Source organism: Pseudomonas sp. HMSC065H01, assembly GCF_001815235.1.
Taxonomy (GTDB): domain Bacteria; phylum Pseudomonadota; class Gammaproteobacteria; order Pseudomonadales; family Pseudomonadaceae; genus Pseudomonas; species Pseudomonas aeruginosa.
This window is the reverse complement of sequence record NZ_KV819843.1, coordinates 1-11,514: the sequence shown is the minus strand read 5'-3', so window position 1 is coordinate 11,514 and position 11,514 is coordinate 1. Positions and strand designations below refer to the sequence as shown.

Below are 11,514 nucleotides of genomic sequence, written 5' to 3'. Positions count from 1 at the left end.
GCCGCCGCGGTAGCGGGTGATGTGGTTCCAGAGCACTTCGACACCGTTCTTCGGGATCGGGAAGGCGTAGTAGCGGCTCTTCTCGAAATTCGACAGGCCGTTGCCGTCGTTGATCGGCTGCACGTTCAGCGCGCTCTGCTTGACCGCCTCGTCGATCTCGGCCGGCAGGGCCACCGTGCGATGGGTCTTGTACACCGGGATCCGGTAGGTTTCCGGGTAGCGCTTGAACATCGCCAACTGGCCGTCGGAGAGCTTGTCCTTGTATTGCTCGACGTTCTGCGCGGTGATGGTGAACAGCGGCTTCTCGTCGGCAAAGGGATCGGAAAGGAAGCCCTTGCCATCGACCTTGCCGGCGCTGGCCGCGAGGCCGCCGGTCCAGGCCGGGATGCTGCCGTCGGCGTTGCCTTCCTTCTGCGCGCCGATGGGGGTCAGGCTGCTGCCGAGCTTGGCGGCCTCGTCGGGCGAAACCGCCGCCGTCACCGAACCGGCCAGCAGGCTGAGGGCCAGCGCCCCGGAGGACAGGAGTCGTGCTGTTTTCATGCGTCGTTATCCTTGTTCGTATCCGCGAAAGCGGCCGCCCCGAGGGGCGGCGGACCTCAGAAGTTCACCCCGAAGCTCACCGCGAGGAAGTCGCGGTCGTTGATCGGGTTGTAGTTGCCGCCGAAGAAGTCGGTGTAGCTGATGCTGGCGGTATAGGTGTTCTGGTAGTCGGCATCGAGGCCGACGCTGACGGCCTTGGCGCCCTCGCTGAAGTTCGGCCCGTAGCCCTCGACGTCGTGCGACCAGGCCAGGTTCGGCTTCAGGTTGACCCCGGCGAACACGTTGGGATATTCGAGGATCCCGCGCAGGCGATAGCCCCACGAGTTGCGGGTGTAGAAGCCGTGGCTGTTGCACTCCTGCGGGTTGGCCACGTTGAGCGCGCCGGTGCACAAGGCGTTGTTCGGCAGTTCGCCGATGCCATAGATGGCGTCGCGACCGTAGCGCAGGTCGTCGCCGTCGACCCCGCTGAGGTGGTTGTAGCCGACTTCGCCGACCACGGTCAGGCGGTCGGCCGCCAGTACCCGGTCGAAGAACTGGGTGACGGTCACCTGTGCCTGGGTCACCGGCTTGCGCACGTAGCCGTTGATCACCTCGCCGGCGCGCGGGGTGGCGAAGCCGCTGTCGTAGATCGGGTTGCCGAACAGGGTGGTCGGGTAGATCGCGGCGATCGACATGTCGGTGCTGTTGATTTGTAGCGGCATGTTCGGCCGGTAGCTCAGCTCGCCGGCCACCGAGGTGCTGCCGATGTTGGTCTGGAAGCTCAGGCCGTAGAGGCGGATGTCCTCGGGATAGTCGATGAAGTAATAGCCGGTGGAGCGCCCGGTGACCGGGTCGGAGGTGGCCAGGCCGTTGCCGGCGATCACGCTGTAGTACGGGTTGCGACTGTGGTAGTTCATCGCGTACAGGCCGAACTCGGTGTCGTTCAGCTCCGCCGCGTACCAGCGCAGGGCCAGGCCCCACTGGCCGCTGTCGCGGGCATCGCGATCGCCGGCGCGCGGCAGGTAGCGGTAGCCGTTGGCCGGGTTCGGGTCGAAGTCGCTGCCGGCGTAGACCATCCGCTCGCAGCCATCGGCGACCACGTCGGTGGTAGAGAAGAAGGTGCCGCAGTTGTCGATCACCGTCTGGTCCCACTCCAACTGGTAGAAGCCTTCGACGGTCAGCGCGTCGCTGATGCCCTGGGACAGGTAGAGCATGTTCACCGGGATCAGGCCTTCCTTGATCTCCGCGCCGGGCCGGCGGAACGCGGCGACGTCCATCGGGTTGATGCTGTTGATCGAGTTCTGGATGAACGTGCTCTCGCCCCAGCTCACCACCTGCTTGCCGACCCGCACGCTGCCGGGCAGGTCGCCGATGCTGTAGTTGTGGTAGAGGAAGGCATCGAGCAGCTGCGCCCCGGAGGACTTGGCGCCCTCCTTGCGATTGTGGTCGTCGATGTCGTAGAGCAGGCGGTGTTCGTCCTTCAGCTCGAAGTCGTACCAGTACTTGCCACGGAAGAACGCGCCGGTGTCGCCGTACTTGAGTTCGAGATCGTGGATGCCCTTGAAGATCTTCGAGAAGGTTTCGCCCTTCTTGAAGTTCAGCCGGCCGTCGTCGGAGGTCTGCGACGAGGCGTGGCCGCCGTTGCGGGTGCCGATGTAGTCCTTGTCGGCGGAACGCATGGACCAGCTGGCCCCCACCGACAGCGACGAGTCGAATTGCCCTTCGATCTCCCCGATGTTGAATGACACGGCCGAGGCCTGGGTGGCGCAACCCAGGGCTGTGGCCGCAGCGAGTGCGTGCAGAGGGAAGATTCCGCGCCTTTTTGTTGTTGTCATGCGGCTCTCCTGACAGGGTCGAGGTGGCTACACCCTACCCAGCGGCCCGAACGGCGGTAAGCGCACCAAGGAGGTATTCCGGCTGTCGCCCGAAAGAATGAACAGGGGCCCTGGAAAGCGCCTCGGCGAACGCCATATGCAGGATGGATACGCCGTCATCCAGTGCATGGATGACGGCGCGGCACTGTTCCGCCGGCGGCGGCGATGGCATCCTTCGCTGCATGCAGCCCGAACAGACCATTCCCGCCGACCGCGACCTCGCCGACGCCACCCGCGAGACGGTCATGCGCTACCACCTCAGTTGGAAGCACCGCGACATCGACGCGGTGATGGCGCTCTATCATCCCGAGGTCGAATACAACGACTTCTTCCAGAACCGCCGGATGCGCCTGGCCGATCTCCGCGAGTACGTCGAGGCGACCATGCCCAAGGGCCCCGACGAGTCGCTGGAGCACACCGACCGTATCCGCTTCGACGGCGATACCGCCTTCATCCAGTACCGCCTGCGGGTGACCCTCAGCGGCCGCCTGGCTTCGTTCCGCGCCAGCGAGGCGATCACCGTGCGCGACGGCCTGATCTGGCGCATCAACGAATACGCCTCGCTGGTCCACGAAAGCGGCGGCGGAGCCCAGGCCGGCGGCGACGGCCGGCCGCCGGCCAGCCGCCTGGGGCTTTCGGCCAAGCAGCTGAGCCTGCTGGCGCGCGACCTGGAGCACTACTTTCAACAGGCCCAGCCCTATCTCGATCCGGACCTGGACCTGACCCAGGTGGCCAATGCCACCGGCTATACGCGCAACCAGATTTCCTACCTGCTCAACCAGGTGCTCGGCCTGAGCTTCTACCAGTACGTCAACCAGACCCGCCTGCAACACCTGCTCGGCCAGCTTTCCGGCGAGCTGCCCGGACGGGTCGACGAACTGGCCTTCGCCGCCGGCTTCAATTCGCTGTCGGCCTTCTACCGCTGCTTCCGCCAGCACACCGGCCAGTCTCCGCGCGAATACCTGAAGCGCCTGTCGTCGCGCCGCTGAGATTTCCCAGCGGACCCGCGCGCACGACAGGCGCACGGCATCTTCCTACTCTCGCCGCATTCCCCCTTCCCTCTCGCTATGGAGCCCTCTATGTCGGCCTGGCGCCACCTCAGCCTGTGGATGAATCAACTGGACGATCCGCTCGAAGCGCGCCCGTCCCTGGAAGAATCCCTCGAGGTCGACGTGGCCATCGTCGGCGCCGGCTACACCGGCCTCTGGACCGCCTATTACCTGAAGCGCCGGGCGCCGCAGTTGCGCGTCGCCATCGTCGAGGCGGAAACCGCCGGCTTCGGCGCCTCGGGGCGCAACGGCGGCTGGCTGATGGGCAACCTGCTCGGCGAGGACGGCCTGCTCGCCGGCTTGCCGCCGGAACGGCGCCGGGCCGGCTACGACCTGCTGCACGGGATTCCCGACGAGGTCGCGCGGGTGCTGCAAGAGGAAGGCATCGACTGCGACTACCGCAAGGGCGGCGTGCTCTACTGCGCGGCGCGCTACCCGGAACAGGAACGCCGCCTGCGCGCCTATCTGCATGATCTCTATGCCGAAGGCCTGGACGAAAGCGACTACCGCTGGCTGACGCCGCAGGAACTCGACCAGCAGTTGCGCATCCCCGGCAGCTACGGGGCGATCCATTCGCCGCACTGCGCCACCATCCAGCCGGCCAGGCTCGCGCGCGGCCTGGCCCGCGCGGTGGAGCGCCTGGGCGTGCGGCTGTTCGAGAAGAGCCGGGTGCTGCACTGGCAACGCGGCCTGCTGCGCACCGAGCGCGGCGAACTGCGCGCCGAATGGATCGTGCCGGCGGTGGAAGGCTACGCCGCCAGCCTGCCGCCACTGGGCCACTACCAGTTGCCGGTGCAGAGTCTGCTGGTGGCCACCGAGCCGCTGCCGTCGTCGGTCTGGGCGGAGATCGGCCTGGAGCGCGGCCAGGCCTTCAGCGAATTCAGCCGCCAGGTCACCTACGGCCAGCGCACCGCCGACGACCGCCTGGCCTTCGGCGCGCGGGGCGGCTACCGCTTCGGCGGCAAGCTGCGCAGCGACTTCAGCCTCGACGACGAGGAAGTCGGCCTGCGTCGCTACCTGTTCGGCGAACTCTTCCCGCTGCTCAAGGACGCCAGGATCAGCCACACCTGGGGCGGCAACCTCGGCATGGCCCGGCGCTTCCGCCCGCACATGTTGCTCGACCGCGCCAGTGGCATCGCCCTCTCCGGCGGCTACGGCGGCGAAGGGGTCGGCGCCAGCAACCTCGGCGGCCGCACCCTGGCCGCGCTGATCCTCGGTGAGGACAGCGAGCTGCTGCGGCAGCCCTGGGTGCTGGGCGAGCGTCCGCTGGACAGCCTGGCCCGCTGGGAACCGGAACCCTGCCGCTGGCTCGGCTACAACGCGATCATCCGCAGTTTCGTCCATGAGGACCGGGTCCTTGCCGACCCGCACAGCGCGCCCTGGCGCCGCAGCCTGGCGCAAACCCTCGCGGCCGGCATGGAAAGCCTGATGCGCTGAGAATCCCCTCCACCTCCCACAGAGGAAAAACCGCATGGCCCTGACCCTTCTGAAAAATACCGCCGGCGCCGATCTTGGCGCCGCCAGCCCGGTCGCGGTGCCCCTTGGCGAGCCGGTCGCGCAGACCCGCGCCTACGCCGTGGAGCGCACCGACCAGGTGGAAACCGGCATCTGGGAATGCACCCCCGGACGCTGGCGGCGGCAGATCGTCGAGCAGGAGTTCTGCCACTTCCTGCAAGGCCGCTGCACCTTCACCCCGGACGGCGGCGAGACCATCCGCATCGAGGCCGGCGATGCCCTGCTGCTGCCGGAGAACAGTCTTGGCGTGTGGGATGTGCAGGAAACCGTACGCAAGAGCTACGTGATCATCCACCGCTAGCCCGGGCGGCGCGACGGCGTCACTCGAAGCGCCCGTGGCGCCCCTCGCCGTCCTTGAAGCGCTGCGCGCCCTCCAGGGTCTCGCCGCTCTCGATCACCGCCAGCCCGCCCTGGAATTCGTTGGCCAGGGCCACGTCGAAGGACAGTTCCCACTGCGCGTATACGCTGGCGCGGTCGGCGAGCATGCAGGTCTGCGGGAAGGCGGCGAGTTCCGCCGCCAGCTCCTCGGCCTCGGCTCGCGCCGAACCGCTCGGCACCACCCGGTTGGCCAGGCCGATCTGCAACGCTTCGTCGGCCTTCACCGGACGCCCGGTGAGGATCAGGTCGAGCGCCCGGCCCTGCCCGACGATCCGCGGCAGGCGCACGCTGCCGCCATCGATCAGCGGCACCCCGAAACGCCGGCAGAACACTCCGCAGATGGCGTCCTCGGCCATCACCCGCAGGTCGGCGAGCAGCGCCAGCTCCAGCCCGCCGGCCACCGCATAGCCTTCGATGGCGGCGATCAGCGGCTTGCCGAGCTGCATGCGGCTCGGCCCCATCGGCCCGTCGCCCTCCGCCTCCAGACGATTGCGCCGCTCGCCATCCTCGGCTACCGCCGCCAGGTCGGCGCCGGCGCAGAAATTGCCGCCGCTGCCGGTGAGTACCGCGACCCGCGCCGTATCGTCCGCTTCGAACTCGCGCAGGGCGTCGGCCAGGGCCTGGGCGGTCGGCCGGTCCACCGCATTGCGCCGCTCCGGGCGAGCGATGACCAGGGTGGTGACCGGGCCGTTGCGTTCGACGATGACACTCATGACAGACTCCCTGCGGAAAAAGCGAAAAAAGACACCGGCCGGATGGCAGAAGACCGGCGTCGGCCGGTCTTCACCTTAGTCCTTTTCCCGCGGCCGCGCCGCATCCGCCGGGCGTCTCAGAGCGCGTGCTTCTGCAGGTTGGCCATCATTTCACGGAGCGCCTCGACGTTGTCCGCCGGGTGCGCGGCGTTCTCGAAGTCGCAGATCTGCTGCCAGTGCGCGGCCACGTCCTCGGCATCGAAGCCGGCCTTCGGATCGAAGCCGAAGCCCAGGCTGCGCTCCCAGCGCACCTTGCCGATCCAGCCACCGCCGACCTCATAGAGCCCCGAGGTATCCTCGCAGGCCGAGCTGCCGAGGTAGACCACCAGCGGGCTGACCAGCTCCGGCTTGAGCTGCTCGAAGACCTGCGGCGGGATCAGCCCCTCGGTCATCCGCGTACCGCCGGTGGGGGCGATGGCGTTGACCAGGATATTGTTCTTGCGCCCTTCCAGGGCCAGGGTGCGGGTCAGGCCGTAGAGGCCGAGCTTGGCCATGCCGTAGTTGCTCTGGCCGAAGTTGCCGTAGATGCCCGAGGTCGAGGAGGTGAACACCACCCGCCCGTAGGCCTGCTCGCGCAAGTGCGGCCAGGCGGCGCGAGTGACCTTGTAGGCGCCTTCGACATGCACCTGGTAGACCAGGTCCCAGTCGGCGTCCTCCATCTTGTGGAAGGTCTTGTCACGCAGGATGCCGGCATTGTTGACCACCACGTCGACGCGGCCGAAGGCGTCCAGCGCGTTCTCCACGATCCTGCCGCCGTCCGTGACCGAGTCGTGGTTGGCCACCGCGGTGCCGCCGGCGGCACGGATCTCCGCCACCACCTTGTCCGCCGCCGAGGCACTGGCGCCTTCGCCATGGGTGCTGCCGCCGAGGTCGTTGACCACCACCCTGGCGCCATGCTTCGCGAACAGCAGGGCATGGGCGCGGCCAAGGCCGCCGCCGGCTCCGGTGACGATCACGACTTGGTCGTCGAAACGCAGGGCATCGCTCATGTTCGGGACTCCAGGGCAGTAGGAAGGATTGCCCGAGTGTCGGCCAGCCCGCCGGCGGGGACAAGGCTTCGCGCCACCATGAATGGCGCCCGATAAGGCAGCGGGATGTTCCGCTTCAGTCGAACGGAATGTACAGCCGGCCACGCGGGCCGAGCTTGAACAGCCACCAGTCGTAGTTGTGCCGGACCACCACCAGCAGCAGGCTGCCGAGCAACGCGAAGCCGGCGCCGACGGCGTACCAGCGACTGCCTTCCTGCCAGCACAGGTAGCCGAGCCCGAGCGCCAGCAGCAGGCCGAGTTCGGCGAGGACCATCCCGGACTGGCGGATGAACGGCTGCGCCTGCACCATCTGGCGGAACAACCAGGAGCCCTCGTCGAACACGCGCAAGGGAGAAACGGGATCGTGCATGGAGACCTCCATGGGTGACGAAACGCCTCGTCCAGCGAGGCGCCAGCACCCTAGCCCCGATCCTTGCGCGATGGCACTTGCTGCAATCTCAAACTCGCTTAAGAAAACTCTGAATCATCCAGTCGGGCACGAAACGCCAGGTAATGTTCGAGCACCGCCGCCGGCGCTTCGATCTGCGGATAGTGGCCGATGCCATCGAGCAGCACGCAGTCGGCATCGGCGACCAGTTGCCGGTAGCGCTCGACCATGTGCGCCCCGGAGATCGGGTCGACGGCGCCGTCAATCACCCGCAACGGCACCCCGCCGTGCTGCAACGCCACCACCCAGCGCTCACGCTGCTCGCGGCGGTCGACGATGTAGCGGATCAGGCGATGCATCACCCGCTGCCCCTGGTTGCTTTCGATCAGGCTCCAGAAGGCATCCAGCTCGGTCTCGCCGGGCTGGCTGCGCGGGCCGAAGACCTTGGCGAAGTTGCGCGCCAGGGCGCGGCGGTCGAACAGCCGGCCGAACAGCCCGCCCAACGGGCTCAGCAACAGCTTCTGGCTGAGCACCGGGCGGTGCGTTTCCGGGAACAGCCCGCCATTGAGGAACACGCAGGAGGCGAGCCGCAGCCGGCCTTCGTGATGGCGGGCGAGCAGTTCCTGGGCGACGCTGTCGCCGTAGTCGTGGGCCAGCACGTGCAGCGGCTCGTCGATTCCCAGGCGGCCGAGCAGCGCCTGTTGCAGGTCGGCCTGCTCCAGCAGGCTGTAGCGATGGGCGCGCGGCTTGGCCGAATCGCCGAAGCCGAGCAGGTCGCAGACCAGCACGCGGTAGCGCTGCGCCAGCGGCTCCCAGAGGTAGTGCCAGTCCCAGGCGGCGCTGGGAAAACCGTGGATCAGCAGCAACGGCCGACCCTGCCCGGCTTCCCAGTAGCGGATCGGGAAGCCCTTGAAATCCAGGGTGCGGCCCCGCCTCCGCCAGGCCTCCAGTGGAATGCCGGGCAGCGCCGCGGTCACTGGCGGTAGCCCGGGTTCTGCTGGTCGAGCTTGCGCAGCAGCGCCGGCCAGGCGAGCTGGCCGCCCATGCCGGTCTTGCTGCGCATCACCCCGGCGATCATGTCGCGCGCGCCGGCGAGGATCTGCCCCGGGATGTGGATCAGCTCGGCGCCGCCGCTCTGCGCCATCACCTGTACCTCGCAGGCGCGTTGCAGGGTGAACATCATGAGGAAGGTATCGGCGATGGAACCGCCGCAGGTGAGCAGGCCGTGGTTGGGCAGGATCAGGAAATTGCTGGCCCCCAGGTCGGCCTGCAGGCGGGCCTTTTCCTCATGGTTCAGGGCGACGCCCTCGTAGGCGTGGTAGGACAGGCTGGAGAGCACGAACAACGATTGCTGCGACAGCGGCAACAGGCCCTGCTTCTGGCAGGACACCGCGATCCCCGCGGCGGTATGGGTGTGCAGCACGCACTCGACGTCGTGGCGGACCTCGTGCACCGCGCTATGGATGGTGTAGCCGGCCGGGTTGATCTCGTAGGGGCTGTCCATCAGCTTCTTGCCGCTGGCATCCACCTTCACCAGGCTGGAGGCGGTGATCTCGTGGAACATCAGGCCGAACGGGTTGATCAGGAAGTCCTCGGTGCCCGGCACCTTGGCCGAGATGTGGGTGAAGATCAGGTCGTCCCAACCGTGCAGGGCGACCAGCCGGTAGCAGGCAGCGAGATCGACACGGGTCTGCCATTCGGCGGCGGAGACCTGGGCTTGCACATCGGCGGGCAGGGAGTGAACGGCGGTCACGGCGGCATCCTCTTTTGTCGTTATCGGATGCCCGCAGTCTAGCCCCGCCCTCCTCCGGCGACTGTCGCCGGGCTTACACTCGCGCGCCGGCTGAATGGCGGAGGATTCAGCCGGCCTATGCGCGCAGGCTACAGGCAGTGGGCGACCAGGGGTGCGACCAGCAGGTTGAACAGCCCGGTGAGAACCATCAGCAGACCGGCCGCCGAACCTTCCTCGCCGCCGAACTCGTAGGCCCGACTGGTGCCGGCGCCGTGCGCGCCGACGCCGAACAGCGCGCCGCGGGCCAGCGGCGTGCGCAAGCGCAGGACGCGCAGCAGGGTGCCGCCGATCACCGCGCCGAACACCCCGGTGATCATCACGAAGGCGGCGGTCAGTTCCGGCACGCCACCCAGGTCGTGGGACATCTCCATGGCGAACGGCGTGGTGATCGAGCGCGGCAGCAACGACAGCGTGACCTGGCCGTCCAGCGCCAGGGCCTGGGCCAGCGCCCAGGAGCTGCCGATGGCCACCGCGGTGCCGGCGAACATCCCGGCCAGCAGCGCCGGCCAGTGGCGCATCAGCAGCTCGCGCTGCTGCCAGATCGGGATGGCGAAGGCCACCGTCGCCGGACCGAGCAGCGCCACCAGCCAATTGGTGTCGCGGGCGTAGTCGGCGTAGCGGGTATGGGTGGGAATCGCCAGGGCGTAGAGCAGCACCGGGACGAACACGATGGGCGACAGCCAGTACCACTTCACCCGGCGGTACAGCTGGCGGCTCAGCAGGTAGCCGCCGACGGTCGCCGCCAACCAGAACAGGGCTTGCTTATCGAGACTCATGGCGCGCCCTCCAGCGGCACATCCACTCCACCGACACCGCGGTGACCAGCATCACCAGCAGGGTGCTGAGCATGATCACCAGGAGGATGCGCCAGCCCTCGCTGCGTAGCAGCGCGCCGTAGTCGAGCAGGCTCATCAGCGCCGGGATGAAGAACAGCAACATCTCCGCCAGCAACAGGCCGGCGCCGGCCTGCAGCCAGGCCGGACGCAGCAGGCCGCTGGCGAACAGCAGCAACAGCGCCGCCAGGCCGACCACCCCGCCCGGCAGCGGCAGGCCGATGGCCTTCGCCAGCCAGCCGCCAGCCCACCAGAAGGCGATGAGTACCGCCAGTTCGGCGGCAAGGCGGGACAGACGGCGGACGAGCGGGGGCAACATGGGAAAGGCCTTGGCTGGGAAATCGGGGATGGAGAAAGGATAAGGCCCGGCCTATCATCCCCAAAGCGAATTGTCCGCATGAGAGCCATTCCAGAATGGAATTCCGTCAACTCCGCAGCTTCGTCGAAGTGGTCCGCCAGGGCAGCTTCACCCAGGCGGCGCAGGTCCGCCACGCCAGCCAGTCGACCATCAGCAAGCAGGTCGCCCAACTGGAGCAGAGCCTTGGCGTGCAGGTATTGGAACGCAACGGGCCGCACGTGCGCCTGACCGACGCCGGCGCCGTGGTGTTTCGCCGCGCCGAGGAGATGCTGCGGCTGCGCCGCGACCTGCTCAGCGAACTGGACGACCTCAGCCAGCTCAACCGCGGCGAACTGCGCCTGGGCCTGCCGTTGCTCGGTGCCGACGCGCTGTTCGCCCAACGCTTCGCCGAATACCGGCGGCGCTATCCGAACATCGCCGTGCACCTGGTGGAGGGCGGCAGCAAGACCATGGAGCAGGCGGTGCTGGCCGGCGAGCTGGAATTGGCCGGCAGCCTCACCCCGGCAGACGACGGCTTCGACTACCAGCCGTTCTGCAACGAACCGCTGGACGTGCTGCTGCCGGCCGGGCATCCCAAGGCCGCTGCCGCCAGCGTCGCCCTCGGCGAACTGGCGGACAGCCCGTTCCTGCTCTACCAGCAGAGCTTCACCCTCAACGACCGCCTGCTGCGCGCCTGCCTGGAGGCCGGCTTCAGCCCGCGCGAAGGCGGCCGCAGCGGCCAGGCCGACTTCCTCGGCGCGCTGGTGGCGGCCAACCAGGGAGTGGTGCTGCTACCACGGGTGATCGCTCGCGAGATCGAACGCCCGGGAGTGGTGCGGGTCCTGCTCAGGGAGCCGGACCTGCGCTGGGACATCGCCTTCATCTGGCGCCGTGGCGGCTACCTGTCGCGGGCGGCGCAGGCCTGGCTGGAGCTGCTGCGCGAGCAGCCGCTGGAGGAAAGCCCGGCGTAGGACGAATAACCGCCAGCTCGGCAGAGGCTACGGCGGATAACGCCTGGGGGCGTTATTCGCCCTACCGCTTGCTCCCTC

13 protein-coding genes are annotated in these 11,514 nt (G+C 68.0%); 4 read left to right on the top strand and 9 right to left on the bottom strand.

All coding sequences use genetic code 11. The features are described from left to right. Together HMPREF3014_RS04295 and HMPREF3014_RS04290 are read right to left on the bottom strand one after the other, a co-directional pair. Positions 1 to 540: DUF1329 domain-containing protein (locus HMPREF3014_RS04295; RefSeq protein ID WP_141765717.1), on the bottom strand; the 540-nt coding region annotated here is incomplete at its 3' end. Between the two features lie 56 nt (positions 541 to 596). Continuing rightward, on the bottom strand, positions 597 to 2,354 hold the full coding sequence (locus HMPREF3014_RS04290; protein WP_003102337.1) for a DUF1302 domain-containing protein: 1,758 nt from the start codon (positions 2,352 to 2,354) through the stop codon (positions 597 to 599). Positions 2,355 to 2,638: 284 nt separating this feature from the next. On the opposite strand from HMPREF3014_RS04290, the gene HMPREF3014_RS04285 reads away from it, so the two are divergent. The 3 genes from HMPREF3014_RS04285 (at position 2,639) to HMPREF3014_RS04275 (ending at position 5,258) form a co-directional block, all read left to right on the top strand. Beyond that, positions 2,639 to 3,382 carry an AraC family transcriptional regulator gene (locus HMPREF3014_RS04285; RefSeq protein WP_003119583.1) on the top strand — a complete coding sequence of 248 codons (744 nt, stop codon included), beginning with the start codon at positions 2,639 to 2,641 and terminating at the stop codon, positions 3,380 to 3,382. Between the two features lie 90 nt (positions 3,383 to 3,472). Further along, positions 3,473 to 4,879: an NAD(P)/FAD-dependent oxidoreductase gene (locus tag HMPREF3014_RS04280; protein ID WP_003102335.1), complete on the top strand. Its 1,407-nt coding sequence runs from the start codon at positions 3,473 to 3,475 to the stop codon at positions 4,877 to 4,879. Positions 4,880 to 4,913: 34 nt separating this feature from the next. Further along, complete coding sequence (locus HMPREF3014_RS04275; protein ID WP_003091873.1) at positions 4,914 to 5,258, top strand: cupin domain-containing protein; 345 nt, start codon at positions 4,914 to 4,916, stop codon at positions 5,256 to 5,258. Positions 5,259 to 5,277: 19 nt separating this feature from the next. Here the strand turns inward: HMPREF3014_RS04275 and HMPREF3014_RS04270 are convergent, their stop codons facing one another. The 7 genes from HMPREF3014_RS04270 to HMPREF3014_RS04240 all read right to left on the bottom strand — a co-directional run bounded on the left by HMPREF3014_RS04270 (position 5,278) and on the right by HMPREF3014_RS04240 (position 10,447). After that, entirely contained in the window at positions 5,278 to 6,048 is a 771-nt protein-coding gene (locus HMPREF3014_RS04270) for a crotonase/enoyl-CoA hydratase family protein (RefSeq protein WP_003091874.1), read from the bottom strand. A gap of 116 nt (positions 6,049 to 6,164) precedes the next feature. Then, on the bottom strand, positions 6,165 to 7,076 hold the full coding sequence (locus tag HMPREF3014_RS04265) for an SDR family oxidoreductase (protein WP_003111019.1): 912 nt from the start codon (positions 7,074 to 7,076) through the stop codon (positions 6,165 to 6,167). A 115-nt stretch (positions 7,077 to 7,191) separates the two neighbouring features. Continuing rightward, positions 7,192 to 7,485, bottom strand: a complete 294-nt coding sequence (locus tag HMPREF3014_RS04260) for a hypothetical protein (RefSeq protein ID WP_003122196.1) — start codon at positions 7,483 to 7,485, stop codon at positions 7,192 to 7,194. Between the two features lie 98 nt (positions 7,486 to 7,583). After that, positions 7,584 to 8,480, bottom strand: a complete 897-nt coding sequence (locus tag HMPREF3014_RS04255; protein WP_009876874.1) for an alpha/beta fold hydrolase — start codon at positions 8,478 to 8,480, stop codon at positions 7,584 to 7,586. Beyond that, positions 8,477 to 9,256 carry a class II aldolase/adducin family protein gene (locus tag HMPREF3014_RS04250; protein ID WP_003114490.1) on the bottom strand — a complete coding sequence of 260 codons (780 nt, stop codon included), beginning with the start codon at positions 9,254 to 9,256 and terminating at the stop codon, positions 8,477 to 8,479. The genes HMPREF3014_RS04255 and HMPREF3014_RS04250 overlap by 4 nt, the downstream gene beginning before the upstream one ends. 128 nt (positions 9,257 to 9,384) lie before the next feature. After that, positions 9,385 to 10,071, bottom strand: a complete 687-nt coding sequence (locus HMPREF3014_RS04245; protein WP_003102323.1) for an LrgB family protein — start codon at positions 10,069 to 10,071, stop codon at positions 9,385 to 9,387. Next, positions 10,058 to 10,447 carry a CidA/LrgA family protein gene (locus tag HMPREF3014_RS04240; RefSeq protein WP_003091885.1) on the bottom strand — a complete coding sequence of 130 codons (390 nt, stop codon included), beginning with the start codon at positions 10,445 to 10,447 and terminating at the stop codon, positions 10,058 to 10,060. Before HMPREF3014_RS04240 ends, HMPREF3014_RS04245 begins: the two co-directional genes overlap by 14 nt. 95 nt (positions 10,448 to 10,542) lie before the next feature. Here HMPREF3014_RS04240 and HMPREF3014_RS04235 point away from each other — a divergent pair, with 95 nt between their 5' ends. Then, positions 10,543 to 11,436, top strand: coding sequence for a LysR family transcriptional regulator (locus HMPREF3014_RS04235; RefSeq protein ID WP_003114492.1), 894 nt, complete (start codon positions 10,543 to 10,545; stop codon positions 11,434 to 11,436). Positions 11,437 to 11,514 lie beyond the last annotated feature (78 nt).

Coding starts and splice junctions, on each gene's coding strand:
- HMPREF3014_RS04285 (WP_003119583.1), top strand. CDS start 2,639: ATGCGCTACCACCTCAGTTGGAAGCACCGCGACATCGACGCGGTGATG.
- HMPREF3014_RS04280 (WP_003102335.1), top strand. CDS start 3,473: ATGTCGGCCTGGCGCCACCTCAGCCTGTGGATGAATCAACTGGACGAT.
- HMPREF3014_RS04270 (WP_003091874.1), bottom strand. CDS start 6,048: ATGAGTGTCATCGTCGAACGCAACGGCCCGGTCACCACCCTGGTCATC.
- HMPREF3014_RS04290 (WP_003102337.1), bottom strand. CDS start 2,354: ATGACAACAACAAAAAGGCGCGGAATCTTCCCTCTGCACGCACTCGCT.
- HMPREF3014_RS04235 (WP_003114492.1), top strand. CDS start 10,543: ATGGAATTCCGTCAACTCCGCAGCTTCGTCGAAGTGGTCCGCCAGGGC.
- HMPREF3014_RS04265 (WP_003111019.1), bottom strand. CDS start 7,076: ATGAGCGATGCCCTGCGTTTCGACGACCAAGTCGTGATCGTCACCGGA.
- HMPREF3014_RS04260 (WP_003122196.1), bottom strand. CDS start 7,485: ATGCACGATCCCGTTTCTCCCTTGCGCGTGTTCGACGAGGGCTCCTGG.
- HMPREF3014_RS04245 (WP_003102323.1), bottom strand. CDS start 10,071: ATGAGTCTCGATAAGCAAGCCCTGTTCTGGTTGGCGGCGACCGTCGGC.
- HMPREF3014_RS04275 (WP_003091873.1), top strand. CDS start 4,914: ATGGCCCTGACCCTTCTGAAAAATACCGCCGGCGCCGATCTTGGCGCC.
- HMPREF3014_RS04240 (WP_003091885.1), bottom strand. CDS start 10,447: ATGTTGCCCCCGCTCGTCCGCCGTCTGTCCCGCCTTGCCGCCGAACTG.